This window comes from Streptomyces sp. MspMP-M5 (assembly GCF_000373585.1).
Taxonomy (GTDB): Bacteria; Actinomycetota; Actinomycetes; order Streptomycetales; family Streptomycetaceae; genus Streptomyces.
In genome coordinates this window covers 76,885-101,269 of record NZ_KB891896.1, presented here as the reverse complement: position 1 = coordinate 101,269, position 24,385 = coordinate 76,885, and the positions used below count along the sequence as shown (strand labels likewise).

General features: G+C 73.6%; 21 protein-coding genes, 1 pseudogene and 1 riboswitch. Of the genes and pseudogenes, 7 read left to right on the top strand and 15 right to left on the bottom strand.

What is annotated here, in order from left to right; translation table 11 throughout:
• Positions 1 to 108: 108 nt before the first annotated feature.
• The 4 genes and pseudogenes from B073_RS0120155 to B073_RS0120145 all read right to left on the bottom strand — a co-directional run bounded on the left by B073_RS0120155 (position 109) and on the right by B073_RS0120145 (position 4,747).
• Positions 109 to 1,659: an MFS transporter gene (locus B073_RS0120155; RefSeq protein WP_018539888.1), complete on the bottom strand. Its 1,551-nt coding sequence runs from the start codon at positions 1,657 to 1,659 to the stop codon at positions 109 to 111.
• Positions 1,656 to 2,067, bottom strand: a pseudogene (locus B073_RS49305) (TetR family transcriptional regulator). Before B073_RS49305 ends, B073_RS0120155 begins: the two are co-directional and overlap by 4 nt.
• A gap of 385 nt (positions 2,068 to 2,452) precedes the next feature.
• The gene (locus B073_RS48805) at positions 2,453 to 3,289 is read right to left on the bottom strand and encodes a hypothetical protein (RefSeq protein WP_158690167.1); all 837 of its coding nucleotides are present in this window, start codon (positions 3,287 to 3,289) and stop codon (positions 2,453 to 2,455) included.
• Positions 3,290 to 3,466: 177 nt separating this feature from the next.
• Entirely contained in the window at positions 3,467 to 4,747 is a 1,281-nt protein-coding gene (locus B073_RS0120145) for a M20 metallopeptidase family protein (RefSeq protein WP_026247547.1), read from the bottom strand.
• A 583-nt stretch (positions 4,748 to 5,330) separates the two neighbouring features.
• On the opposite strand from B073_RS0120145, the gene B073_RS0120140 reads away from it, so the two are divergent.
• The 5 genes from B073_RS0120140 (at position 5,331) to B073_RS0120120 (ending at position 10,527) form a co-directional block, all read left to right on the top strand.
• Positions 5,331 to 6,878, top strand: coding sequence for an FAD-dependent monooxygenase (locus tag B073_RS0120140; RefSeq protein WP_018539885.1), 1,548 nt, complete (start codon positions 5,331 to 5,333; stop codon positions 6,876 to 6,878).
• Between the two features lie 163 nt (positions 6,879 to 7,041).
• Positions 7,042 to 7,680, top strand: a complete 639-nt coding sequence (locus B073_RS0120135) for a DUF5134 domain-containing protein (RefSeq protein WP_018539884.1) — start codon at positions 7,042 to 7,044, stop codon at positions 7,678 to 7,680.
• A gap of 124 nt (positions 7,681 to 7,804) precedes the next feature.
• Positions 7,805 to 8,740, top strand: coding sequence for a M56 family metallopeptidase (locus tag B073_RS0120130; RefSeq protein WP_018539883.1), 936 nt, complete (start codon positions 7,805 to 7,807; stop codon positions 8,738 to 8,740).
• 23 nt (positions 8,741 to 8,763) lie between these two features.
• Positions 8,764 to 9,558 carry an HAD family hydrolase gene (locus tag B073_RS0120125; protein WP_018539882.1) on the top strand — a complete coding sequence of 265 codons (795 nt, stop codon included), beginning with the start codon at positions 8,764 to 8,766 and terminating at the stop codon, positions 9,556 to 9,558.
• A gap of 192 nt (positions 9,559 to 9,750) precedes the next feature.
• Positions 9,751 to 10,527 carry an SDR family NAD(P)-dependent oxidoreductase gene (locus B073_RS0120120; RefSeq protein ID WP_018539881.1) on the top strand — a complete coding sequence of 259 codons (777 nt, stop codon included), beginning with the start codon at positions 9,751 to 9,753 and terminating at the stop codon, positions 10,525 to 10,527.
• A gap of 72 nt (positions 10,528 to 10,599) precedes the next feature.
• Here B073_RS0120120 and B073_RS0120115 read toward each other — a convergent pair whose 3' ends face one another.
• Positions 10,600 to 11,991: a peptidase C39 family protein gene (locus tag B073_RS0120115; protein ID WP_018539880.1), complete on the bottom strand. Its 1,392-nt coding sequence runs from the start codon at positions 11,989 to 11,991 to the stop codon at positions 10,600 to 10,602.
• Positions 11,992 to 12,151: 160 nt separating this feature from the next.
• Here B073_RS0120115 and B073_RS0120110 point away from each other — a divergent pair, with 160 nt between their 5' ends.
• Positions 12,152 to 12,748, top strand: coding sequence for a uridine kinase family protein (locus B073_RS0120110; protein ID WP_018539879.1), 597 nt, complete (start codon positions 12,152 to 12,154; stop codon positions 12,746 to 12,748).
• Between the two features lie 495 nt (positions 12,749 to 13,243).
• Positions 13,244 to 15,145 (top strand): AAA family ATPase, encoded by a 1,902-nt coding sequence (locus B073_RS0120105; protein WP_018539878.1) that lies wholly within the window; start codon positions 13,244 to 13,246, stop codon positions 15,143 to 15,145.
• Between the two features lie 67 nt (positions 15,146 to 15,212).
• On the opposite strand, the gene B073_RS0120100 is transcribed toward B073_RS0120105, so the two are convergent.
• From B073_RS0120100 to ribD, 10 genes are all read right to left on the bottom strand, one after another.
• Positions 15,213 to 16,343, bottom strand: coding sequence for a hemolysin family protein (locus tag B073_RS0120100; protein WP_018539877.1), 1,131 nt, complete (start codon positions 16,341 to 16,343; stop codon positions 15,213 to 15,215).
• Positions 16,340 to 17,701, bottom strand: coding sequence for a hemolysin family protein (locus B073_RS0120095; RefSeq protein ID WP_018539876.1), 1,362 nt, complete (start codon positions 17,699 to 17,701; stop codon positions 16,340 to 16,342). The genes B073_RS0120100 and B073_RS0120095 overlap by 4 nt, the downstream gene beginning before the upstream one ends.
• A 171-nt stretch (positions 17,702 to 17,872) precedes the next feature.
• Positions 17,873 to 18,343 carry a PH domain-containing protein gene (locus B073_RS0120090; RefSeq protein ID WP_018539875.1) on the bottom strand — a complete coding sequence of 157 codons (471 nt, stop codon included), beginning with the start codon at positions 18,341 to 18,343 and terminating at the stop codon, positions 17,873 to 17,875.
• Positions 18,344 to 18,389: 46 nt separating this feature from the next.
• A complete protein-coding gene (hisG, locus tag B073_RS0120085) occupies positions 18,390 to 19,238 on the bottom strand; it encodes an ATP phosphoribosyltransferase (protein ID WP_018539874.1) in 849 nt (282 codons plus the stop codon).
• 49 nt (positions 19,239 to 19,287) lie between these two features.
• Positions 19,288 to 19,560: a phosphoribosyl-ATP diphosphatase gene (locus B073_RS0120080; protein ID WP_018539873.1), complete on the bottom strand. Its 273-nt coding sequence runs from the start codon at positions 19,558 to 19,560 to the stop codon at positions 19,288 to 19,290.
• Between the two features lie 83 nt (positions 19,561 to 19,643).
• Positions 19,644 to 20,129 (bottom strand): 6,7-dimethyl-8-ribityllumazine synthase, encoded by a 486-nt coding sequence (gene ribH / locus B073_RS0120075; RefSeq protein WP_018539872.1) that lies wholly within the window; start codon positions 20,127 to 20,129, stop codon positions 19,644 to 19,646.
• A gap of 57 nt (positions 20,130 to 20,186) precedes the next feature.
• Complete coding sequence (locus B073_RS0120070; RefSeq protein ID WP_018539871.1) at positions 20,187 to 21,539, bottom strand: bifunctional 3,4-dihydroxy-2-butanone-4-phosphate synthase/GTP cyclohydrolase II; 1,353 nt, start codon at positions 21,537 to 21,539, stop codon at positions 20,187 to 20,189.
• Complete coding sequence (locus tag B073_RS0120065) at positions 21,536 to 22,192, bottom strand: nicotinamide mononucleotide transporter family protein (protein ID WP_018539870.1); 657 nt, start codon at positions 22,190 to 22,192, stop codon at positions 21,536 to 21,538. Before B073_RS0120065 ends, B073_RS0120070 begins: the two co-directional genes overlap by 4 nt.
• Positions 22,189 to 22,824: a riboflavin synthase gene (locus tag B073_RS0120060; RefSeq protein WP_018539869.1), complete on the bottom strand. Its 636-nt coding sequence runs from the start codon at positions 22,822 to 22,824 to the stop codon at positions 22,189 to 22,191. The genes B073_RS0120065 and B073_RS0120060 overlap by 4 nt, the downstream gene beginning before the upstream one ends.
• A 1-nt stretch (position 22,825) precedes the next feature.
• Positions 22,826 to 23,926, bottom strand: a complete 1,101-nt coding sequence (gene ribD / locus B073_RS0120055; RefSeq protein ID WP_037812198.1) for a bifunctional diaminohydroxyphosphoribosylaminopyrimidine deaminase/5-amino-6-(5-phosphoribosylamino)uracil reductase RibD — start codon at positions 23,924 to 23,926, stop codon at positions 22,826 to 22,828.
• Between the two features lie 189 nt (positions 23,927 to 24,115).
• Positions 24,116 to 24,246, bottom strand: a riboswitch (FMN riboswitch).
• Positions 24,247 to 24,385: the final 139 nt, after the last annotated feature.

Sequence of the window (24,385 nt, the reverse complement as noted above, 5' to 3'; positions counted from 1 at the left end):
ATTCGCCCGCTTCGGGGGAGGCATCGAACGCATAGGTGTACGTGGGTTCCTGGTGCTGCGCCGCGGAGGTTTCGCCGAGGGCTGCTGGGCGGTGCGCTTTGTGCGCCGTTACGGATGCTCGGGTGCGGAGTCCTCCAGTTTCTGGCCGCGGAGCATGAACCACATGGTGAGGGCCGCCGCGAAGAACACCGCGGAGCTGACACCCGCGGACACCTGGAAGCCGTCGGTGAAGGCATCCCGCGCCGCAGCCAGCATTCGTGCCGCCTGGTCCTGTGGGAGTGAGCCCGCGGCCTCGACGGCGCCGCCGAGCGAGTCGTGCGCGGCGTCGGCGACACTTGCCGGGACGTCCGGCGGGGTGGTGAAGCCGCGGTAGATGCCGGTGATGATCGAGCCGAGCAGGGCGATGCCGAGGGCCGCGCCCAGTTCGTAGGCGGTCTCGGAGACCGCGGAGGCGGCGCCTGCCTGGTCCTTGGGGACGCTGGAGAGGACGACGTCGGAGGTCACCGTGAAGGTCAGCCCCGTGCCGAGGCCGGCGAGGAACAGGGCCGGGGCAAGGTAGGAGACGCCGGTGCCCTCATCGACCACCATGCAGGCGGCGAGTGCGAGGCCGCCCGCGGCCAGGCCGCCGGCGACCGCGCCGCGCACCGAGGTCCTGCGGGCGATCACACCGGCTACGAGGCCCGCGAGGACCGAGCCGATCGCGGCGGGCACCTCGAACAGGCCGGCCTGCAACGTGGAGCGTTGCTGGACCAGTTGAAGGAACTGGGAGAGGAAGAAGACCAGGCCGGACAGGCCGAGGATGGTCAGCAGGCTGGCGAGGACCGCGCCGGAGAAGCCGCGGTGCTGGAAGAGCCGCATGTCCAGCAGCGGTGACTCCAGCGTCAGCTGCCGCCGTGCGAACCAGAACAGGGCCGCGACGCCGAGGACGGCCGTGGCCGCGATGTCCCAGCCCCAGCCGTTGACCACCGTTTCCTTGACGGCGAACACGACCGCGACCATGCCGACGAGGGAGAGGCCGACGCTGAGCAGGTCCCAGGGGCCGGGGTGGGGGTCGCGGGACTCGGGGAGCAGCTTGACGCCGGCGACGACGAGCAGCGCCACCACGGGCACGTTGATCAGGAAGACCGAGCCCCACCAGAAGTGTCCCAGGAGGAAGCCGCCGACCACGGGGCCCAGCGCGGTGCCCGCCGAGGCGGCGGCGCTCCAGATGCCGATGGCCAGGCTGCGCTCCTTCGGGTCGTGGAAGACGTTGCGGATCAGCGCGAGGGTGGAGGGCATCAGGGTCGCGCCGGCGACGCCGAGCAGCGCCCGCGCGGCGACCATCATCTCAGGGCTGGTCGCGTACGCGGTGAGTGCCGAGGCGGCACCGAACGCGAGGGCGCCGGTGAGCAGCAGTTTCTTGCGGCCGATGCGGTCGCCGAGGCTGCCCATGGACACGAGCAGGCCCGCGATGACGAACGAGTAGATGTCGCCGATCCACAGGAGTTGGGTGGCGGAGGGCTTGAGGTCCTCGCTGAGGTAGGGCGTGGCGAGGCCGATCACGGTGGCGTCGACGGTGACCAGGAGCACGGCGAGCACCAGGACGGTGAGCGCGAGCCAGCGTGCGACCGGTCCCCGTTCGGCGTGTGCGGCCGCGGCCCGCTGGTCGGTGCTGGTCATGCTTCCACTCTCCGTTGTGCGCCGCTGAGGAGCAGCTTGGCGATCATGTATGGGATGTTCTTGGCGGCTACCCGGCTGTCGTGCACGGCCCAGGTGCCGGAGTCGATCAGCCGTAGAGGGCCATGGTCAGCCAGACGGTGGTCCCACGGCCGGCCCGATCTCCTTGATCAGGCGCCGCAGCGCGTCTTGGGCACCGTCCTCGTCAGGTGCGCGCCGTCCAGGGCGCTCGCGCAGGCCCGCAGGCCGAGGTCTTCCAGGGCGCGTACGAGGACGTGCCGCCCGGCGAAATGGCGGTGCAGGCGTCCCGACCGCTGCCCGCGTTCTTCGTCACCTCGTCCATGGTGGCGGCGGCTTTGCGGGTGAGCAGGGCGGCGCGCTGCGCAGCACATGGTCACGTTCGACAGACATGAGCCGACCGTAAGCTCCGTGAGACGTCCCTGTCGCATGAGTTTTTGGCGGAGCTTCGTGAGGCCCCCGTAGGAGGAGGCTCTCACGAGGCTCACGTGCGACTCAGGGGCTGGCCCGCGTAGTTCCAACGGGGCGGGTGAGCAGTTGCGTGGTAGGCGATGGTGAAGCCGATGGCCTTTTCCAGCTGGTCGGCACGGGAGGGGAAGTCGCCGTGGCGCAGGACGGCGCAGGCCGGGAGGAGAAGAGGATCTCCCTGGTTGAGCCAGGAGGCGTGCTTGGGGGTGTCTTGGGGGTGTAGTGCGCCACCTCACGCCGATCATCAGGATCAATCACGATGCCCGGCCAACGAGGCGACGCACATCAGCGAAACTTCCGCGGCGCAGCACTAGGCCGTGCGGGAGTCCCAGGTGAAGAGGACGTAGCCGTTCCCGCCGGGCTGGCCAGCGGTGCCTACCTGTCCTCCTTGGCCGTCCTTCCCTTGGTTCGCGGGCCCACGGTTGTTCGCTCCACCCCGTGCCCCGGCGCCGCCGTCACCGCCCCGGCCTCCGGAGCCACCGTCGCCGCCTCGGCCGGCAGCCCCCGGGGGCGTGATCTCGATGTCCTTGACGACGCCGCCCTTCCCGCCGGCGCCACCGGCGCCGCCGCGACCGACCTGCCCGCCCTGGGCAGGGACCTTGGCCGGGTCCACGAAGAACGCCCCGTCGCCGCCTTGCCCTCCGGCTGTACCCGCGCCCCCTGCCTGGCCCTGTTCGGCGGTGACAGGCACATCCCAGTGGGCATCCTTGACGGACTTGTCGATCTCCCTGTTGCCCCCGCCAATGGGCGTGCTGGCCACGCCGCCCTGACCGGGCGTGCCGCCGTCACCGCCGCGCAGACCGTAGCCCTGCGGGGGAACGCCGAACGACGGCTCCTGGAACAACGCGCACTTGGGCCCGGTGTCGGCGTTGCAACCTCCCTCGCCACCCCGGCCGCCACCGGCCGCATGGCCACCGGAGCCGCCGCTGACGTGCAGCAACCAGCCGACCTTGGGGTCAGTGACATTCGAACCGCCACCGTTCTGCCCGTCGCCGGGGTTGTACGCGTTCTGACCGGGCTTGCCGGGGCTGTCCTGCGAGCCCGTACCGCCCGTCGAGCCCGCGCCGCCGGCGCCACCGCCCTCGCCGCCCTCACCGACGAAGATCCGCAACTTCTGGCCCGGCTCTCCCCGTTTCGGTTTCACCACCTCGCCCACCACTACCGCACCGGCAGAGGCGGTCAGCCACGGACAACCGCCGGACGCAGACAACGGCCCCGGCAGGCTGCCTGCGGATTCGTGAACTATCCCGTCACCTTTCGGACGCTGGTCGCCCCGCGACCCTCCAGCCGGGCCACTGTCCTTGAGATGTGACGGGTCATCAGTTCACGGTGCTATGCCCGTATGCGTCCGCTCCGCGATCCATCCCGCCATCGCCCGTACGGCGAGGCTGATGGCCCGCTCGTCCGGATCGAAGTCGGGGTAGTGCGGGTAGCTGGTGGTGATGGGCACGCCGGGGGAATGGACGCCGAGGAAAGTGAACGTGCCGGGGACGCGTTCCAAGTAGAGGGCGAAGTCTTCGCCGCTGAAGGGCGGGAAGGCGGCATGGAGTTCGGTGACCGCGTCTTGGCCGAGTGTGCGCCGCAGGTGGCGGGCGAGGGTGCGGGCGTCGCGTTCCGGGCAGACCATGGCCGGGAACGGCTCGGCGGGGAAGCTGACCTCGGCTCCCGCGTACGACGTGGCCAGGCGGCGGATGTCCGCGCGTATCTCCGGGTACCGTTCGGGCGGCCAGCAGCGGTAGGACACGGTCACCTTGCCGGCCTCCGGTGCCTGGGCCCGGACGACCACGAACCGGGCCAGTGGCCCGTCGGGCCTCTGGGCGTCGGCGACCATCCGATCGATGTCCGCCGGCGTCCGTGGGAGCGGCACCGTGGACAGTGCGCCGATCTCGGCGGCCAGTCGTCGCGCAGCGTCGGGCGCGTCCGGGCGGGGCAGAACGACCTCCGCCTTGTCCAGGCCCGGCAGCCCGTAGCCCGGGGTGAGCGCGAACTGGCCGACGGGGAACGGCCCGCAGTGCAGCGCGTGGATCTCTTCCACGCCGGTGCGCTCCAGCACGCCCGTTTCGAGCAGTGCGCGGGCCCCGCTCAGGGTCTCCTCGGCAGGCTGGAAGAGGAACACCACTGTTCCGTCCAACTGCCTCCGCATCCGTGCCAGGACCCGCGCGATGCCGAGCGCCACGGTGGTATGGACGTCGTGCCCGCACACATGGGCCGCCACCGGACCGCCGCCAACGATGTCCTTGGGCGGCACCGCGTCCATGTCCGCCCGGTACGCAACGGTCCGGCCCGGACGCGAGCCCCGCAGGACACCGACGACGCCGTGGCCACCCACCCCGGTGGTGACGGCCAGCCCGGCGGCCCGCAGCTCTCGGGCCACCACACCGGCCGTGCGCCGCTCCTGCCCCGGCGCCTCCGGATGCCGGTGGATGTCGCGCCGCAGCCTGATCAATCTCCACTTCAGGCGCGCCACCTCGGCGTCCACCGCCCCTGGCTCCACCGGCTGTCGCCACCCGCCGGCGACGGCCTCCCCCGCAGTTCCCCACACGATTCCCGAACCGGCTGCCGCCGCGCCGGCCAGCAGCGTACGACGCGCGAGAACACGCTCCATGGGACGACCCACTGTTCCCCCTCCATGACCTGCAACTGGCCTTCCGGAACACCGGACGGGCAGTCGCGTCCCGACACCGTGTATCCGGGCCCCGCCACCAGGCGAACGAAAGACCCGGAGGCACCATGCTTGCCGCACGCCGCCGCCGCGCCCATCCGGCAGACCACCATTCCGAGGTGGGGATAACCACAACACGGCCCACCGCGAGATCGCGAAACCGGCACCCAAGCAACCCGCATAACCGAGAAGCGGGCCACGCCGAACGTTTCAAGGGTCACCTCAGCCCGGTCCAGAAGGAGCCGCAGTACCAGCTCCTCTGCTCCACAGCTCAGTGGTGACCCGCTCCTTGATGGCCTGAGCTTTCCTCCGCGCCGTGAATGCCATGCGCCCAGCTGGGGGCGCTGGAAAGGGATGGTCTTCGGGGCGGAGACATCAGGGCCTCTGCCGCACCGATGATCTCTGCGCCGATGTCCCGGGCGGAGCGCTACCGGCCCTGAGCCGGTGCCTCGGGTGCTTCCGGTGCAACTGGCGTCCGGGCGGCGGTGACTGGTGGGCGGAGTCCGCGCTCGCTAGCGTCGCCGCCATGACCTCTACCGAACACCCCCTGGACGGGGAGCACTTCGACGTCGTCATCGCGGGCGGCGGGCCGGTCGGTCTGCTGCTGGCCACGGAGTTGCGGTTGCACGGCATCGCGACGCTCGTCCTGGAGCGGGGGCGGCGCGGGCAGGGCGAACCGCGCGCGCTGGCGCTGCACGCCCGGACGCTGGAGACCCTGGACCGGCGGGGCTTGCTGGAGGAGTTCACCCGCGCCCAGGAGACCCTGCCGGGGCTGGCGGACTACCGGCGGCGGCTGGCGGACGGCGGCGCCCGCGGCCACTTCGCCGGGCTGTACCGGCTCGGCAGACACTCCGCGGAGCCCGCCGAGCAGCCGCACGGCCTGCTCCTCCCCCACGAGGTCCTCAAGGAACTGCTCGTCCGGCGGGCCGGCGATCTGGGCGCGGTGGTCCGCCACGACCAGGAGGTGACGGGCCTGGCGCAGGACGGGGACGGCGTCACCGTCCGGGTGCGGACCGCGGACGGTGACCGTACGGTGCGCGGGGGCTTCCTCGTCGGGTGCGACGGCGGGCGCAGCGTGGTCCGCAAGGCCGCCGGGATCGGCTTCCCGGGCACCGGCCCGTCGCTGGTGTCCCGTATGGGGCGCGGACGGATCGAGGTCCACGACGGCGGGGAACTGCCGGCCGGCTGGCAGCGGACCGACGGGGGCTGGTTCATGCGGATGCCCGACGGGCGGATAGCCGTCACCGAGTGGGAGGTGCCGGAGGACCTGGAGAGCCCGGCGACCAGCGACGAACTGGCCCGCGGCATCGAGCGGGTGACGGGGCGGCGGATCACCCTGACCGGCGTGGACTTCGTCACCCGCTTCACCGACAGCGCCCGCCAGGCGGCCCGGTACCGCGCGGGCCGGGTGCTGCTGGCCGGGGACGCGGCGCACGTCCACTTCCCGGCCGGCGGTCAGGGCGTCAACCTCGGTCTGCAGGACGCCTTCAACCTGGGGTGGAAGCTGGCCGCGGAGTGCCTGGGCCGGGCACCGGAGGGGCTGCTGGACAGCTACGAGGTCGAGCGGCACCCGGTCGCCGCGCAGGTGCTGGCGAACACCCGGGCGCAGGTGGCGCTGATGCGGCCCGGCCCGCAGGTGGACGCGCTGCGCGCGCTGTTCACCGATCTGATGGGGATGGACGAGGTCAACAAGTACCTCAGCGACATCATCTACGGCACCGGTATCCGCTACGCCACCGAGCCGGACGGGCATCCGCTGGCCGGTGGGTTCGCCCGCGATCTGCCGGTGACGACGGCGGGCGGCCCGACCCGGCTGGCCGAACTGCTGCGCCCGGGGCGGCCGTTGCTGCTGGGGCTGGACGGCTCGGGTGCGGGTGGTGCTCTGAAGGCCGCGGCGGGGTGGGCCGACCGGGTCGGGATCGTCGCGGGTGAGGCATCGGCCCCGCCCGCGGCGGCGTTGTTGGTACGGCCGGACGGCTATGTCGCCTGGGCGAGCGACGGGCCGGTGGCGGAGGAGGCGCTGCGCGCGGCGCTGACCGCGTGGTGCGGGCCGGAGGGGCCGGCCGCGGGCTGAGGGCGCGCCGCGCCGGCGACGAGGGTACCGGCCCGCGCCGCCGGCCTTCGTGGAGCGCTGTCCGCGCCCTGCGCTCCCGGAGTGCGCCCGTGCGCCCCCGTGTGCGGCGCCCCGGCCGGGCATCCTGCGGGTGCTCACCGTCCCCGCGCCCGGGAGGTGTTCCGTGCACACTCCACCGCTGGTCGGCTGGCTGCTGGTGCTGCTCTGCGTCGCCACCGCCGGCTACTGCCTGTCCCATATGCGCACCGGCCCGCCGGCCCAGCGGGTGACGGCCCGCGGCGAGGGCCTGATGGCGCTGGGCATGGCGGCGATGGCGCTGCCGGCGTCCGCGGTGGCGCCGCCCGCGTGGTCTCCCTGGCTGTACACCGCGGCGTTCGGCGCGCTGGCGCTGTGGGCGCTGGTGCGGCGCCATCTGCACCACGCGGTGGGCGCCCTGGCGATGGTCTACATGGCGCTCGCGATGGTGGGCATGGGCGGCATGCACGACGGGGCCGGGATGTCCGCCGCGCACGGCACGGCGGGGAGCGGAGGGGCGGCGGCCGGGATGAGCGGGATGCCGGTGATGCCGGGGGCATCGGGGATGTCGCATGCCGCGCCGGCCGGTGTCCCGCTGCTGACCGGGCTGCTGCTCGCGTACTACGTGGTCTATGTGCTCGCCGCCGGGGTCCGGCTGATCCCGTCGGGGGCGGGGGTCGCGGCCGCCGGCGGCGCCCCGGCGGCCGGTGCCGGCCCGCCCGTGGTCCTGCGCGCGTGCCAGGTGGCCATGGGTCTGGGCATGCTCATCATGCTGCTGGCGCTGTGAGGCGCGGGCGGGCGGCGGCCGTTCGCCGCCGCCCCGGGGCCGCGCGCCGTCCGGGTGCGTGGTGTGCGTCACTTCCGTCGCAGGACCGTACCGAGCGGTAGCGGCCCGCTCATAGGCTGACGCCATGATGGTCCCCCTCACGCTGATGATCCTCGGCGTGCTGGCCGCGGCGACGGCGCCGCGTCTGATGGCCCGTTGGGACTGGCCCGACCGCGAGCCGGTGCTGGCCCTGTGGGTGTGGCAGTGCGTGGTGGCGGGTGTCCTGCTGTGCTGCGGACTGGCCATGGCGCTGAACGCGGCCGCCGCCTGGGAAGCGGTCCGCGGCCCGGTCTTCGGTTTCGCCCCGCGGGTGGTCGTCGAGGCGTACGCGCTCAACACCTACGGGCCGTGGGCCGGTGTGCTGGCGCTGCTGCTGGCGGGCGGCGGCGCGTGGACGGTGGTGGCGCTGACCCGTGAGGTGCGGGCGGCGCGGGCCCGCCGGCGGCGGCGCCGGGCCGAACTGCGGCGCCGTTCGCCGCTGCTGCCCGGCGAGGACCCGCGCGGCGGCCGCCTGGTGGTCCTGGAGGGCGACCGGCCGGGGGCCTGGTGGCTGCACCACCCCGCGTCCCAGTTCGTCGTCACCACCTCGGCGTTGCAGCGCCTGAAGGGCCGTCAGCTCGATGCGCTGATCGCCCATGAGCAGGGGCACCTGCGGGCCCGGCACGACGTGCTGCTGCACTGCGCGTCGGCGCTGGCCGCCGGATTCCCGCAGATCCCGGTGTTCGCGGCCTTCCGCGACCAGGTGCACCGGCTGGTCGAGATGGCCGCCGACGATGTCGCCTCGCGCCGCTTCGGCCGGCTGACCATCGCCCTGGCACTGGTCGAACTCAACGAGCACAGCGGGGTGTTCGGGCCCTGCCCGCCGCAGCTCGCGCAGGTCCCGCAGCGGGTGGACCGGCTGCTGGCCCCGGCCGCCCGCCTCACCCCGGGCCGCCGCCTGAGGTTGACCGCGTACGCCCTGCTGCTGCCCGCCGTCCCGCTCCTCGTGACGTTCGGCCCCGGTCTTCGCGCACTGACCTGACGGGCCGCCGGGCAACCGTCACCATGGACACCATGACGACCACCAACGGCGCACCCGGCGGTACAGCCGGCGGCGGGATCGACGGTGTGCTGTTCGACTTCTCCGGGACGCTGCTGCGCATCGAGCCGGCCCTCTCCTGGCTCCGGGCGTCCCTCGCCGCCTTCCACGCCGCGCCCGGCACCCCGCCGTGCCCCCTCACCGGTGACGAGATCGCCCGGCTGGCGGCCGAACTGGAGCGGGCCGGAGCCCTGCCCGGCGGCGCCACGCCGGTACGCGTCCCCGACGAGCTGGCCGCACTGTGGGACGTCCGGGACCGCGACACCCGGCACCACCGCGCCCTGTACACCGGCCTGGCCCGCCAAGTCCCGCTCCCCCACCCGGAGTTGTACGACCGGCCCGGCGCCGCCCGCTCCCTCTACGACGTCCTCTACGAGCGCCACCGGACCCCGGACGCCTGGCTGCCCTACCCCGACGCCGCCGAGGTGCTCACCGCACTCGACCACCGCGGCATCCGCACCGGCGTGCTCAGCAACATCGGCTGGGACCTGCGCCCGGTCCTGCGTGCGCACGGCCTGGACCGCCATCTGACCGCCTGCGTCCTCTCCTACGAACACACCCTGCAGAAGCCGGACCCGCGGCTCTTCACGCTCGCCTGCCGGGAGTTGGGGGTGGCCCCGGCGCACGTGCTGATGGTCGGCGACGACCGCACCACCGACGGGGGCGCCACCGCCGTCGGCTGCGCCTACTTCCCGGTCGAGCCGCTCCCCGTACACCGCCGGCCCGGCGGACTGCGGCCGGTGCTGGACCTGGTGGGCTGACGGGCGGCCGACCGGTTCCGGCACAACGGCCGGGACCGTCCGGCCGGCGGCATCCCCGGGAGGGCAGCGCGCCGCGAGGATGGCGCCCGGCCCCGCCGCCATGTGATCGTCGGCTGGTGGCGGCCGCCGGGGAGCCCGGAACACCACCGCGCCAGGAGGCCCCGCCCCCTTCCCGACCAGGAGGCCCACCCGATGTCCACCCCGTACCTCGACGCACTGTTCTCGCTGGGCGGCCGGCGGGCCCTGGTGACCGGGGGCAGCTCCGGCATCGGGCGGGCGATCGCCGAGGCGCTGGGCCGCGCCGGGGCCGCCGTCGTCCTGATGGCGCGCCGCCCGGACCCGTTGGGGGCCGCCGCGGAGGAGCTGCGGGCGGCGGGCTGCACCGCGGACTGGGTCGCCGCCGACCTGGGCGACCGGGCCGCGCTACGGGCGGGCGCCGACGAGGTGGTGCGCCGCTTCGGCGAACCGGACATCCTCGTCAACGCCGCCGGTGTCAACCCCCGTCCACCCATGGGCGAGTTGAGCACCGCGGAGTGGGACCACACCATGGCCGTCAATCTGGACGCGCCGTTCCTGCTGGGCCAGCGCTTCGGGCCCGGGATGGCGGAGCGCGGCTGGGGGCGGATCCTCCACATCGCCTCCCAGCAGGCGGTCCGGGCGTTCGGCAACAGCGGGGCCTACGGGGTGTCCAAGGCGGGCCTGGCAGCACTGACCCGCTCCCAGGCCGAGGCATGGTCCCGGCACGGAGTGAGCGTCAACGCCCTCGCCCCGGGCTTCGTACGCACCCCGCTCACCGAGGCGGTCTTCGCCGATCCGGCACGCACCGAGGCGGTGGCCCGCCGGACGATGGCCGGCCGCAACGGCGAACTGACCGACTTCGCGGCCGCCGCGGTCTTCCTGACCGGCCCGGGCGCGTCCTATGTGACGGGCCAGACGGTCTTCGTGGACGGGGGCTTCTCGGTTACTTGAGAAGCTCCCAGAACCTCACGGCACTGCGCGACGCCGGTTTCGTCACCGCCCGCCGCGCCGGCACCCCGCCCGCTACCTGATCCGCAACTCCGCCAGCACCCGCCGCTGCACGGGCGTCGGCCGCACCGGGAAGTAGAGGTAGCAGACCCCTCCGGAACCGCTCTTGACCTGGCCCTTTGCGTCATACCGCTTCGTCCGCAGCCAGATGTTTTCGAACTGCCGGCGTTTGTAGATGCGGCGGACGGCGGGGTCGTCGGGGGACGCGGGGTCGTTGGCGATGATGTCGCCGGTCGGGGTGAAGCCGATGACGGTCATCAGGTGGCCGGCGGTGCCGTAGCCCGCGCCGTCGAGTTCGGTCTTGAGGAAGGACTGGGAGGTGATGACGGGGATGCCGGCGTGGACGAGGCGTTCGGCGTCGTTGAGGGAGGACAGGCGGGTGACGATGCCCTGGAGGTCGTGGTAGGTGGCGGCGTAGGCGGCGTTGAAGGGCCAGTTGCCGCAGCCGTCGTACTGGTAGTCGAAGGTCTGGCGGGCGGCCTGGCAGACCTGGGGGTCGGCGTAGGAGGGGTCGACCCAGGCGAGCTGCTGCCGGGTGGGTCGGCGGCCCCAGTACTCGATGATCATCTGGGAGGAGGTGGGGCTGCACCACGCCTCTCCCCCGTTGTCGTACTGCGGGTACTGGCCCTTGTGGATCTCCTGCGAGTAGCGGGGGACGTGCAGCTCGCGGCCGACCCGGCCGGGGGTGGAGGCCGGCACCTCGAAGCGGTCCGGGAGGTCGGAGGCCATCGCGCCCAGCCGCCAGACGGTGGGGGTGGCGGTGGTGCCGGGCCGGCGGTGGAGGGTGAGGCGGAGCTCGTAGCACGTCAGGCGCAGGCCGGTCGAGGGGTCGTCGAGGGCGAGGGTGTCGGTGGAGACGGCGCTGCGGCCGTCCTTCTGGCCGTCGACGGAGGTGCGCCGGATGTCGCTGTCGCCGTCGCCGGCGGTCCAGCGGCCCATGACGTACCAGGGGGTGCGGCCGCCGTCGGAGTAGGTGCCGCGGAGTTCGACGGCGATCCAGGTGCCGGCGGGGGTGTGGGCGTTCCAGGAGGCGACGGCCTCGGTGGCGGGGACCGGGAGGCGGCGCACCGGGCTGGTCCAGGTGGCGTACTCCCAGGTGGCGGTCCGGCCGGTGTGCGGGTCGTGGTAGTCGGTGGTGCCGGCGGGGTGGGCGAGGGCGATGCCGGGGCGGTGGCCGGGCACCACGCGGGTGCCGTGGCCGGTGCCCTGGTGCCAGTCGGCGGCGGTGGTCCAGGCGTGGTAGTCCACGGGGCTCTTCGTTCGGTGCGGGGTGGTGGTCTCGGGCCGCGGAAGGGCCGTACGGCGGCCGGGCTCGCCGGCGGCGGTGGCCAGGGGGGTGACGGCGGCGCCGGCCGCGACGGCGAGTGCGGCGGCCAGGACGGTGCGCCGGGGCGCGGAGCTGGTCATGGGGTCCCCCTGTCGGTGCGGACGGCCGGCGGTGCCGGGCGCGCGGGTGCGGGTGGGGCGGCTGGGCTCAACTATCTCCGTTCCGGGCGGGCTTAGGAAGGTGGTTCGACGCGCGTCGCGTCACGAATATTGGTGTGGACCACTGGCGTACGCTGGTGGGATGACCCCTGCCCTCGATCCCGCGCTGGCGTCGCTGGCCGCCCGGCTGCGCACCCTGCCGCCCTCGTGCGGCCCGGTGCGGCTGATCGCGGTGGACGGGCACGCGGGTTCCGGGAAGAGCACCTTCGCCGGGCGGCTGGCCGAGGCGCTGGGCGGCGCGCCCGTGGTGCACACCGACGACCTGGCGACCCATGAGGAGCTGTTCGCCTGGAGCGACCGGTTCCGGGAACAGGTGCTGGCGCCGTTGTCCCGGGGCGAGACGGCGCGCTACGAGGTCTACGACTGGGTGCGCCGGGAGTTCGGCACGGCGGTGGAGCTGGCGCCGGCGCCGGTGGTCCTGGTCGAGGGCGTGGGCACCGGGCGGCGCGCGCTGCGGCCGTACGCCGCCTGCCTGTTGTGGATGGAACTGGCGCGCGAGCATTCATGGGAAAGAGGTCAACTCCGGGACGGGCCGGGTCTCTCCGCCTTCTGGGATGGCTGGATTCCGGCGGAGCGCGCGCACTTCGCGGCGGATCCGTCCCGGCCGTACGCCGATCTCCTGGTGCACCAGGGGCAGATGGGGTACGAGGTGCGCGTGGGACCGTCCGGCCGGGCGTGACCGGGCCCGGATTTCACCCTGCGTAGCCGACTATGGCTGACACGCCGACAGTTGTTGACCGGGACCCGCCGAGTCCGCCAACTCGGCTTGACCTGGGGGGCGTACAGGACTTACGTTCTCAATGTGCGGTTCAACGGACCGCCCGCAGACGCGAAGCCCCCGGTTGTTCCCCCGTGATCGGGGGCTTCGTTCTGTGTAAAAGCATCCGTCGCGGCGCTCGTCGCAGGGGACTTCCCTCACCCAGGGTCACCGCATTCTTCGCGCCGACGCGCCCCCTTCCGCGCCCCGCTTCCACCTCGTGCGGCCCTCTACGGCCTGCGCCGACAGCGCAGGTACGATGCGAGTCTGTGCCACCGCGGGACCCGGACCCGGGCGCGTGGCAGGGCAACTCCCGCCCGCCGCACGCCGGTTCGGCCAGGGCCGGACAGGCCCTGGGGCCCGGCGCGGCACACGTCCGGTGGTACACCACGGGGGGACGTTTTGTGGGGGGACGGGATGGATGTCGGCGCTCAGGGTTCGCCCGCCCCGGCCGAACTCGCCTGGCTGCGCGCGGTCGACGCCTACACCATGGGGGCCTACCCCCAGGCCGAGGAGGAGTTCCGGGCCGCGGTACGGCTCGATCCGTCGATGGCCGACGCCTGGCTCGGGCTCCACGCGCTGCGCGCGGACACCTCCATGGCGCTGCTGCGGATGCACCAGCACCGCGACCGCTTCGGTGAGCAGCGCGCCCGGCACCGGCGCGCCCTCAACTCCTGGTACTGGCTGGGCTGGTGGGTCCAGCCGGTGCTGGAGACCGGCCGCGATCTGCTGCTGGCGCACGCCTCCCACTGGCTCGACGGCCGCCATGTCGCCGAGCTGGACCAGGCGCTGGCCGGCTGCCCGCCGGTGGAGACCGATCCGCAGGTGCGCTTCCTGCACGCCTGCCGCGCCTATCTGGTCAAGGACTGGGACCAGCTCGTCCGGCACACCGAGCCGCTGCTCGGCGATCCCGCGCTGGGCATCGAGGCGGGGCTCTTCGGCGGGATGGCGCGGGTGCGGCTGGAGATGTTCGGGCAGGCCGAGCCGCTGCTGGCCGCGGCGCTGATGCGCTGCCGCAGCGAGCAGCCGCAGCGCAAGGAGCTGCGCTACTGGCTCGCCCGCGCCTACGAGGGCACCGGCCGCAGCGCCGCCGCCCTCCCCCTCTACCGCGCGGTGCACCGGGTCGACCCGGCGTTCATGGACACCGCGGCCCGGCTGGCCGCCATCGCGGAGGCGGACGGGCTGGACGAGGGCGCCGGCTTCGCGACGGTCTCCGCGCAGGGCCCGGCGCAGGAGGCCGGCGGCGACCTCGACCCGCTGGCGCCGCTGGACCCGGTCGACGGCCGGGAGCTGCTGGTGGCCGACGAACCGGGCGGCCCGCAGCCGGAGCCGGCCGGCCCGGCCACCGGGGGCGGCGGTGCGGCCCGGATCAAGACGACGGCGCCGGGCCGGCGCGGCGGCGAGGTGCTGCCCGCCGGGCCGGCCGATCCGGTGCTGCTGGAGAAGGCGCTGGCGGAGCTGGAGCGGATGGTCGGCATGGAGCCGGTCAAGCGGCATGTGCGGGCGCTCTCGGCGCAGCTGCGGATGGCCCGGCTGCGGGCGAGCCAGGGTCTTCCGGTGGCGCCCCCGAAGCGGCACTTCGTCTTCTCCGGCCCGTCGGGGACCGGCAAGACCACGGTGGCCCGGATACTCGGCCGGGTCTTCTACGCGCTGGGGCTGCTCGGCGGCGACCATCTCGTGGAGGCCCAACGCGCCGACCTCGTCGGCGAGTTCCTCGGCCAGACCGCCGTCAAGGCCAACGAGCTGATCGACTCGGCGCTGGGCGGGGTGCTCTTCGTCGACGAGGCGTACAGCCTGTCCAACTCCGGCTACAGCAAGGGCGACGCGTACGGCGACGAGGCCCTGCAGGTGCTGCTCAAGCGGGCCGAGGACAACCGCGACCGGCTGGTGGTGATCCTGGCCGGCTACCCCGAGGGCATGGACCGGCTGCTGGCCGCCAACCCCGGCCTCTCCTCCCGCTTCACCAGCCGGGTGGACTTCCCCAGCTACCGTCCGCTGGAACTCACCAGCATCGGCGAGGTGCTGGCCGCGGAGAACGGCGACCGCTGGGACGAGGAGGCCCGCGAGGAGCTGTGCAGCATCAACGGCCATGTCGTCGAGCAGGGCTGGATCGACGAGCTGGGCAACGGCCGCTTCCTGCGCACCCTGTACGAGAAGAGCTGCGCCTACCGCGATCTGCGGCTGTCCACCTGGCCGGGCACCCCGACCCGGGACGATCTCGCCACCCTGCGGCTGGCGGACCTGATGCAGGCGTACGGCGAGGTGCTCTCGGGCCGCGGGCCGGATCCGCAGGCGCCGCCGAAGGGGCTGGATCTGTAGGGGCTTCGGACTCACCCATCCAGGGGCGCGCCGGTGGTTCGGCGCGCCCCTCGGGTCGATCCGGCGGTCAGCCCGCCAGTGCGGGGTCCTCGGCCGCCAGCGGGGCCCCCTCGCGCGGTTCGCCGACCCGTCCGGTCCCCTCCCGGGGCGCCGGGCCGGCCGTCGGCTCGGTGCGGTGTGCCGGGTCGCGGACCTCGCCGACCAGCATCTCCAGGACGTCCTCCAGGGCGACCAGGCCGAGCACCCGGCCGGTGCCGTCGGCGACCGCGGCCAGGTGGGAGGCGGCCCGGCGCATCGCGGTCAGGGCGTCGTCCAGCGGGAGTTCGGCGCGGAGCGTGGCCATCGGGTGCCAGATCCGCTGCGGCACCGCCCGGTCCCGTTCCTCCAGGTCCAGGACGTCCTTGACGTGCAGATAGCCCATGTAGGCGCCGCCCGGCGCGCAGACCGGGAAGCGGGAGTAGCCGGTCCGCACGGTCAGCTCCTCCACCTGACGGGGCGTCACCGTCGGTTCGACGGTGATCAGCCCGGCGGGGTCGAGGAGCACATCGGTGACCGGGCGGCTGCCGAGCTCCAGGGCGTCGGAGAGCCGCTCCTGCTCGCCGGGGTCGAGCAGGCCGGCCTGGCCGGAGTCCTCGACGAGGTGGGTGAGCTGCTCGCTGGTGAAGACCGCCTCCACCTCGTCCTTGGGCTCGACCCGGAAGAGCCGCAGCACCCCGCGGGCCAGCGCGCCGAGCAGCGCGGTGACCGGGCGGCACAGCCGGGCGAAGGCGACCAGCCCGGGGCTGAGCCACAGGGCGGTCTTCTCGGGCGCGGCCATCGCGAGGTTCTTCGGGACCATCTCGCCGATCACCAGGTGGAGGAAGACCACCAGGGCCAGGGCGATGGCGTAGCCGAGCGGGTGGACCAGGGCCGCCGGCAGCCGGACGGCCGCGAAGACCGGTTCCAGCAGGCGGGCGACGGTCGGCTCGGCGACCGCGCCGAGCGTCAGGGAGCAGACGGTGATGCCGAACTGGGCGGCGGCCATCATCTGCGGGAGGTTCTCCAGGCCGTGCAGGACCCGGCGGGCCCGCTTGGAGCCCATCGTGGCGAGCGGTTCGACCTGGCTGCGGCGGACCGAGACCAGGGCGAACTCGGCGCCGACGAAGAAGCCGTTGGCGAGCACCAGGACCACCGCGAAGAGCAACTGGGCCGCGGTCATCGGGCCACCTCCGCGGCGGCCGGGACCCGCTCACGGGCCGCCTCGGGAACGGCGGGGGCCAGCCGGACCAGCCGTATCCGCTCGGCGCGGTGGTGCGCGACCAGCCGCACCCGCAGGCGCCAGCCCTCCAGTTCGGCGGTGTCGCCGGGGGCCGGGATCCGGCCGAGTATGTGGGCGACCAGCCCCGCGACGGTCTCGTAGGGGCCCTCGGGGGCGTCCAGGCCGATCCGGCGCAGGGTGTCGACCCGGCAGCCGCCGTCGGCGTCCCACGCCGGGCGGCCGTCCTCGGGCGGGGCCTGGCCTAGCTCGGGCAGGTCCACCCGGTCGTGCTCGTCGCGGACCTCGCCGACGAGTTCCTCGATGATGTCCTCCAGGGTCACCACGCCGGCGGTGCCGCCGTATTCGTCGACGACCACCGCGATCGGCTGCTCGCTGCGCAGCCGCTCCAGCAGCGGCTGCACCGGCAGCGTGGCGGGCACCAGAAGCGGCGGCACCGCTATCCGGAGCGCGGGGGTGCGCAGCCGCTCCTCGGCCGGGACGGCGAGCGCGTCCTTGAGGTGCACCATGCCGACGATCTCGTCGAGCCGCGTGCGGTAGACGGGGAAGCGGGAGAGGCCGGTGGCGCGGGTGAGGTTGACGACGTCCTCGGCGGTGGCGGTCGCCTGGAGGGCGCTGACCCGCACGCGGGGCGTCATGACGTTCTCCGCGGTGAGGTCGCCGAGCGAGAGGGTGCGGACGAAGAGGTCCGCGGTGTCCTGCTCGATCGCCCCGGCCCGGGCGGAGTGCCGGGCCAGCGAGACCAGCTCGCCCGGGGTGCGGGCGGAGGCCAGTTCGTCGGTCGGTTCCACGCCCAGGGCGCGGACCAGGCGGTTGGCGACGGTGTTCAGCAGGGTGATCACCGGCCGGAAGAAGCGGGAGAAGCTGTCCTGCGGGCCGGCGACGAAGCGGGCGACCTGGAGCGGCTTGGAGACCGCCCAGTTCTTGGGCACCAGTTCGCCGACGACCATCTGGACGGCGGAGGCCACCAGCATGCCGATGACCACCGCGATGCCCGGGACGGCGCCGCGCGGCAGGCCGAGGGCGCGCAGCGGCCCGGACAGCAGCTCGGCCAGTGCCGGCTCGGCCAGCATGCCGACCACCAAGGAGGTGATGGTGATGCCGAGTTGGGTGCCGGAGAGCTGGAAGGAGAGTTCCCGCAGAGCGGAGACGACGGTGTCGGCCCGGGGGTCGCCGTCGGCCGCGGCCCGTTCGGCGTCCGCCTTCTCGACGGTGACGAGTCCGAACTCGGCAGCCACGAAGAAGCCGTTGGCGAGGATGAGTGCGAGTGCCGCAAGGAGGAGCAGCAGGGGGCCGGTCATGCCGCCGCCTCCGTCGTATGCGGGGGTTCGGGAGGGGCGGCGCAGGTACTACAGGACGATCCGTCCATTGCCGGAGGGAGTCACTCCTCGGGTCGTTGGGTCCCACGGGGGGCGGGGTGCGGGTGCACCCCGGAGAACAGAGTAAACAGCGGGGCCCGCGTCGGGGCAGGGTCAGCGGGCCGTGTGGTCGACGGCGCCGTGGATCTCGACGAGATCACGCAGGGCGCGGGCGTCGCGAACGGCCTGCTCGCGGGCGATGCCGGGCTGGATGCCCATCGCGGGCAGACTCGTGCCGTCGGCGAGGTCCAGATGGACCCACGGGTCACCGGCCCGGAGGTTGACGCGCAGCACCTGGGCCCAGGCCAGGTCGCGCCGGGTGGTGAGGTTGACGACGGTCACGCCCTCCTGCCGCGCCACCACTTTGGGGCGGGCGAGCAGCAGGAGAACGGCGGCCACCAGCACCCCGGTCCCCACGAAGCCCGTCCGCTCGCCGCCGCTCAGCGCCGGCAGCAGCACCGCGACGACGGTGAGGGCGGCGAGCTGGGCGACGCCGGCGACGTAGAGGACGGCCCGGGTGCGGGACGGCCGGAAGGTCACCGGGAGGGCGGGCAGGGCGGCAGCGGGGGACGCGGGCGCGGACACGTGTCGTCTTCCGTGGGAGGGCGTGCGGGTGCGGGACGGCGGGGCGTCAGAGCCGGCAGGCGTGGATGCCGGTGGTCAGGATCGCGCGGGCGCCGAGGTCGTAGAGCTCGTCCATGATGCGCTGGGCGTCCTTGGCCGGGACCATGGAGCGGACCGCGACCCAGCCCTCGTGGTGCAGCGGGGAGACGGTCGGGGACTCCAGGCCCGGGGTGAGCGCCACGGCCTTCTCGACCTGCTCGACCCGGATGTCGTAGTCCATCATCACGTACCGGCGGGCCACCAGGACGCCCTGCATCCGGCGGAGGAACTGGCGGACCTTGGGGTCGTCGTCGGGGGCGCCGGTGCCCCGGATGACGACGGCCTCGGAGGTGAGGATCGGCTCGCCGATGACCTCCAGGCCAGCGTTGCGCAGCGTGGTGCCGGTCTCCACGACGTCCGCGATGATCTCGGCGACGCCGAGCTGGATGGCGGTCTCCACCGCGCCGTCGAGGTGCACGACGGCGGCGTCCACGTCGTGGTCGGCGAGGTGCCGGGTGACCAGGCCGGAGAACGAGGTGGCGATGGTCATGCCGGTGAAGTCGGTGACGTCCTTGGCGGTGCCGGGACGGGTGGCGTAGCGGAAGGTGGAGCCGGCGAAGCCGAGCTGGAGGATCTCCTCGGCCGGCGAGCCGGAGTCCAGCAGCAGGTCACGGCCGGTGATGCCGATGTCGAGCTTGCCGGAGCCGACGTAGACGGCGATGTCGCGGGGGCGCAGGAAGAAGAACTCGACCTCGTTCTCCGCGTCGACCAGGACCAGTTCGCGGCGGTCCTTGCGCTGGCGGTAGCCGGCCTCATGGAGCATCGCCGACGCAGGCTCGGACAGTGAACCCTTGTTGGGGACAGCGATGCGCAGCATGACGGCGATTTCCTTTGCAGCTGGGGAAGTTGGCGGAGTGCGGGGCGGATCAGAGGTGGGCGTAGACGTCGTCGAGGGAGATGCCCTGGGCGACCATCAGCACCTGAAGGTGGTAGAGGAGCTGGGAGATCTCCTCGGCGGCGGCGTCGTGGGACTCGTGCTCCGCGGCCATCCAGACCTCGGCGGCCTCTTCGACGATCTTCTTGCCGATCGTGTGCACACCGGCCTGCACCAGCTCGGCGGTGCGGGAGGTGGCGGGGTCGCCGGTGGCGGCCTTCTGCTGGAGCTCGGCGAAGAGCTCCTCGAACGTCTTCTTGGACATGATGCGGCCTACCCTACGCGGTGACGTCACTGCGGCGCGCAGCGCCTCGGCTGAAGGGTGGTGGTGGGAGACGGGCGGGCCGCTCAGCGCCAGGGTTCGGCGACGGTGCGCAGGGTGGCGGCGGTGGCGACCGCGGCGGTGACCGCCTCGTGGCCCTTGTCCTCGGCGGATCCGGGCAGACCGGCGCGGTCCACTGCCTGCTCCTCGGTGTCGCAGGTCAGCACGCCGAAGCCGACCGGGACGCCGGTGTCCACCGCGACCTGGGTCAGGCCCTGGGTGACGCCCTGGCAGACGTAGTCGAAGTGCGGGGTGCCGCCGCGGACGACCACGCCGAGCGCGACCACCGCGTCGTAGCCGCGGTCGGCCAGGACCTTGGCGACCACCGGCAGCTCGAAGGTGCCGGGCACCCGCAGCAGGGTGGGCTCGTCGATGCCCAGCTCGTGCAGGGCCCGCAGCGCGCCGTCCACCAGGCCGTCCATGACCTTCTGGTGCCACTGCGCGGCGATCACGGCCACCCGCAGGTCGCCACAGTTCTTCACGGTCAGTTCGGGTGCGCCCTTGCCGCTCATGGTTCTCCTCGTACGAGTGATGGTGCCGGTGCCCGGCTGACGGGGTGGGGACGGGGGTTACTGGTTGCCGCAGGTGGTGGCCGCGGTGGCGGCTTCGGTGCCGCCGTGGGCGCCGTCCAGCCAGGGCAGGTCGTGCCCCATCCGGTCGCGCTTGGTGCGCAGGTAGCGCAGGTTGTGCTCGCCGGCCTGGACGGGCATGGACTCGCGGCCGCTGACGGTGAGGCCGTGCCGCTCCAGGGCGGCGGTCTTCTCGGGGTTGTTGGTCATCAGGCGCAGCGAGCGCACGCCGAGGTCGCGGAGCATCTGGGCGCCGGCGCCGTAGTCCCGGGAGTCGGCCGGCAGGCCCAGTTCGAGGTTGGCGTCGAGGGTGTCCCGGCCGCGCTCCTGGAGTTCGTAGGCGCGCAGCTTGGGCAGCAGTCCGATGCCGCGTCCCTCGTGGCCGCGGAGGTAGACGACCACGCCGCGGCCGGCCTCGCTGATCCGGCGCAGCGACTCCGCCAGCTGGGGGCCGCAGTCGCAGCGCAGCGAGTGGAAGATGTCGCCGGTCAGGCACTCGGAGTGGACCCGGACCAGGACGTCCTCGCCGTCGCCCAGCTCCCCGGCGACGAGCGCGACATGCTCGACGCCGTCGACGGTGGAGCGGTAGCCGTGGGCGGTGAACTCGCCGAAGGCGGTGGGCAGCCGGGTGCTGGCCTCGCGGCGGACGGCGGGCTCGGGTGGGGGTCCCCCCTGTTCGAGCGGAGCCGAGAACGTGGCGGAGCGTCGGTGGGCGATCAGGTCCTCGATGGAGATGATCGCCAGGCCGTGGCGGCGGGCGAACGGGACCAGCTCGGGCAGCCGCAGCATGGTGCCGTCCTCGCCGGCGATCTCGACGATGGCGGCGGCCGGGCGGAGTCCGGCGAGCCGGGCGAGGTCCACGCCGGCCTCGGTGTGGCCGTTGCGGGCGAGGACGCCGCCGGGCTTGGCGCGCAGCGGGAAGACGTGGCCGGGCCGGACGAAGTCGCCGGGCGTCGACTCGCCGGCGGCCAGCAGCCGCAGGGTGGCGGCGCGGTCGGCGGCGGAGATGCCGGTGCTGACGCCGTGCGCGGCGGTGGCGTCGACCGAGACGGTGAAGGCGGTGCCCATCGACTCGGTGTTCCGCTCGACCATCTGCGGCAGGTCCAGGCGGTCCAGGTCGGCGCCCTCCATGGGGGCGCAGATCAGGCCGCGGCACTCGCTCATCATGAACGCGACGATCTCCGGGGTGGCCATCTCGGCCGCGACGATCAGATCGCCCTCGTTCTCGCGGTTCTCGTCGTCCACCACGACGACCGGGCGGCCGGCGGCGATGTCGGCGACGGCCCGCTCGACCGGGTCCAGGGTGAGGTCGCCGGACTCGGCCTCGGCGTACCAGCTCTGCAGTGCGGTCATGCCGCAACTCCTTCCAGTGCGGGGCTCTCCGCGGCGGCCCGCGAGCGGAGCCACCAGTCGCGCATGCCCCATGCGACGAGGGCGAGGTAGACGACGTAGACCAGGCCGGAGAAGGCCAGGCCGCTGCTGAAGGCGAGCGGGACGCCGACCACGTCGACCAGCAGCCAGGCGAACCAGAACTCGACCAGTCCGCGGGCCTGGGCGACCATCGCGGCGAGCGTGCCGACGAAGATGTAGGCGTCCGGCCAGGGATTCCAGGACAGCTGCGGGACCAGGGTGAACAGCCCGCCGACGGCCAGGGTGCCCAGCGCGGTGCCGCCGATCAGCAGCCCGCGCTCGCGCCAGGTGCCGAACCGGACGGCGATCGAGCCGTCCTGTGCCTGCCGGCGGCCGCGCTGCCACTGCCGCCAGCCCCACAGCGCCACCCCGATGACCAGCAGCTGCTTGCCGACGCCGCCGCTGAGGTGGGCGGAGGCATAGGCGGCGACGAGGATGACGCCGGAGAGGAACTGGGCGGGCCAGGTCCATATCGAGCGCCGCCAGCCGAGTGCCAGGGCGGCCAGGCCGACGGTGTTGCCGATCATGTCGGACCAGATGACGCGCTGTCCGAAGGCCGTGAAGGCGGGGCCGTTGAGCCACTCCAGGACGCTCACCGGTCCGTCTCCTGGAGACCGGCGAGCCCGGCGGTGTCCTGCTCGCCCCGGCCGAGCAGCCGCTCGACGTACTTGGCGAGGACGTCCACCTCGAGGTTGACGGGGTCGCCGGGCTGCTTGATGCCGAGGGTGGTCAGGGCGAGGGTGGTGGGGATGAGGCTGATGGTGAAGTGGTCGTCGGCGGCGTCGACGACGGTGAGGCTGACGCCGTCGACGGTGATGGAGCCCTTCTCGACGACATAGCGGGCGAGTTGGGCGGGCAGCGCGACCTTCACCAGCTCCCAGTGTTCGCCGGGGGTGCGCTCGACGATGGTGCCGGTGCCGTCGACATGACCCTGGACGAGGTGGCCGCCGAGCCGTCCGCCGAGGGCCATCGGCCGCTCCAGGTTGACCCGGGAGCCGGTGGTCAGCGCGCCGAGGCTGGAGCGGTGCAGGGTCTCGGCCATCACGTCGGCGGTGAACTCGCCGCCTTCGGTGTCCACGACCGTCAGGCAGACGCCGTTGACGGCGATCGAGTCGCCGTGCGCGGCGCCCTCGGTGACGCGGGGGCCGCGCAGGCGGAAGCGGGCGGCGTCGCCGAGGTCCTCGACGGCGACGACCTCACCCAGTTCTTCGACGATTCCGGTGAACACGTCAGTTCTCCTCGGGGCGGGCGTGGTGAAGGTGCAGGGGGGTGGCGGTGATCCGCAGATCGGGGCCGAGGCGGGCGGTGTCGGTCACGTCGAGCCGCAACGCCTGGGCGAGGGTGGTGATTCCGGCGTCGCCGACGGCGGCCGGGCCGGCGCCGAGCAGCACCGGCGCGAGATAGCCGACGACCTTGTCGACGAGCCCGGCGGCGAGGAACGCACCGGCGAGCGTGGGACCGCCCTCCAGCAGCACGGACCGCACGTCGCGGTCGTGCAGGGCCTGGAGCAGGGCGGGCAGCGACAGCCCGCGCCCGCCCGGGGCGCGCGGCAGCCGGACGAGCGGGGCGAGTCCTTCGAGGTGGGCGGCGGCCGCGTCCTCGGCGACCGCGATCAGGGTCGGGGCGGTGCCGTCCAGGACCCGGGCACCGGCCTTGACGGCGGTGGCGCCGGAGTCCACCACGACCCGCAGCGGCTGACTGACCTCGTCGTCGTCGAGACCGGCGATCCGCACGCCGAGCTGCGGGTCGTCGGCGCGGGCGGTGCCGGAGCCGACGATCACGGCGTCCGCGGCGGCGCGCAGCCGGTGTACATCGGCGCGGGACTCGGGCGAGGAGATCCAGCGGCTGGTGCCGTCGGCGGCGGCGATCCGGCCGTCGAGGGTGGCGGCGTACTTCCAGAGCACGAACGGGCGGCCGCGCAGCACCGAGGTCAGCCAGGCTTCGTTGCCGGCCGCGGCCGCGTCGGCGAGCAGTCCGCCCTCGACGTCGATCCCGGCCTCGGCCAGGGTCAGGGCGCCGCCGGTGGCGGTGGGGTTGGGGTCGGCGACGGCGTAGACGACCCGGGCGACGCCGGCATCGATCAGCGCCCGGGCGCAGGGGCCGGTGCGGCCGGTGTGGTTGCAGGGTTCGAGGGTGACCACCGCGGTGCCGCCCCGGGCGCGGTCGCCCGCGGCGCGCAGGGCGTGGATCTCGGCGTGCGGTCCGCCGGCCCGCTGGTGCCAGCCCTCGCCCGCGGTGCGGCCCGCGGAGTCCAGGACGACACAGCCGACGACCGGATTCGGGCTGGTGCGACCGAGGCCGCGGGCGGCGAACTCGATGGCCCGGCGCATCGCCGCGGTCTCCACGGGGGCTGAGGTGGCCACCGGGTCCTCCTGCCTCTTCGGGCACGGACTCCGGGGCTGTCTGGACGACAGAAGCGGACGCTGGACTCGCAGGACACCGGGGCCGGAAAGCACGGCCCGCCCGGGACGTTGACGTCCGGACGCGCTACCGACGGCGGTGTACTTCGAGCTCGCCCGCCGCGCACTGCCTCCCATCCGGACTTTCACCGTCGGTGCAGGAATTCCACCTGCTCAACCGGCCGCTGGCTGCGGACGGGTCGCGGACTGTTACCGCCGGTTCGGAATTACACCGACCCCGGAGTGCGCTGCTGCTTGTGTCAGTACAGCTCCAGTCTGCCACGGCCGCTCGTCGCCCATGCGAGCGAAGCCCTGTGGCCTGCCTCACAGGACACGGGCGCGCCGCCTGTCACCACCGCGTCCGCTGTTCCGTCATAGGGCGGTATCCCT

Bases quoted from the DNA above. Each gene is read 5' to 3' on its own strand.
- B073_RS0120095 (WP_018539876.1), bottom strand. From the start codon at position 17,701: ATGACCGGCCCCCTGCTGCTCCTCCTTGCGGCACTCGCACTCATCCTC.
- ribD (WP_037812198.1), bottom strand. From the start codon at position 23,926: ATGCGCCGGGCCATCGAGTTCGCCGCCCGCGGCCTCGGTCGCACCAGC.
- hisG (WP_018539874.1), bottom strand. From the start codon at position 19,238: ATGCTGCGCATCGCTGTCCCCAACAAGGGTTCACTGTCCGAGCCTGCG.
- B073_RS0120110 (WP_018539879.1), top strand. From the start codon at position 12,152: ATGACCCCTGCCCTCGATCCCGCGCTGGCGTCGCTGGCCGCCCGGCTG.
- B073_RS0120105 (WP_018539878.1), top strand. From the start codon at position 13,244: ATGGATGTCGGCGCTCAGGGTTCGCCCGCCCCGGCCGAACTCGCCTGG.
- ribH (WP_018539872.1), bottom strand. From the start codon at position 20,129: ATGAGCGGCAAGGGCGCACCCGAACTGACCGTGAAGAACTGTGGCGAC.
- B073_RS0120130 (WP_018539883.1), top strand. From the start codon at position 7,805: ATGATGGTCCCCCTCACGCTGATGATCCTCGGCGTGCTGGCCGCGGCG.
- B073_RS0120125 (WP_018539882.1), top strand. From the start codon at position 8,764: ATGGACACCATGACGACCACCAACGGCGCACCCGGCGGTACAGCCGGC.
- B073_RS0120145 (WP_026247547.1), bottom strand. From the start codon at position 4,747: ATGGAGCGTGTTCTCGCGCGTCGTACGCTGCTGGCCGGCGCGGCGGCA.
- B073_RS0120080 (WP_018539873.1), bottom strand. From the start codon at position 19,560: ATGTCCAAGAAGACGTTCGAGGAGCTCTTCGCCGAGCTCCAGCAGAAG.
- B073_RS0120155 (WP_018539888.1), bottom strand. From the start codon at position 1,659: ATGACCAGCACCGACCAGCGGGCCGCGGCCGCACACGCCGAACGGGGA.
- B073_RS0120070 (WP_018539871.1), bottom strand. From the start codon at position 21,539: ATGACCGCACTGCAGAGCTGGTACGCCGAGGCCGAGTCCGGCGACCTC.
- B073_RS0120115 (WP_018539880.1), bottom strand. From the start codon at position 11,991: ATGACCAGCTCCGCGCCCCGGCGCACCGTCCTGGCCGCCGCACTCGCC.
- B073_RS0120120 (WP_018539881.1), top strand. From the start codon at position 9,751: ATGTCCACCCCGTACCTCGACGCACTGTTCTCGCTGGGCGGCCGGCGG.
- B073_RS0120140 (WP_018539885.1), top strand. From the start codon at position 5,331: ATGACCTCTACCGAACACCCCCTGGACGGGGAGCACTTCGACGTCGTC.
- B073_RS0120100 (WP_018539877.1), bottom strand. From the start codon at position 16,343: ATGACCGCGGCCCAGTTGCTCTTCGCGGTGGTCCTGGTGCTCGCCAAC.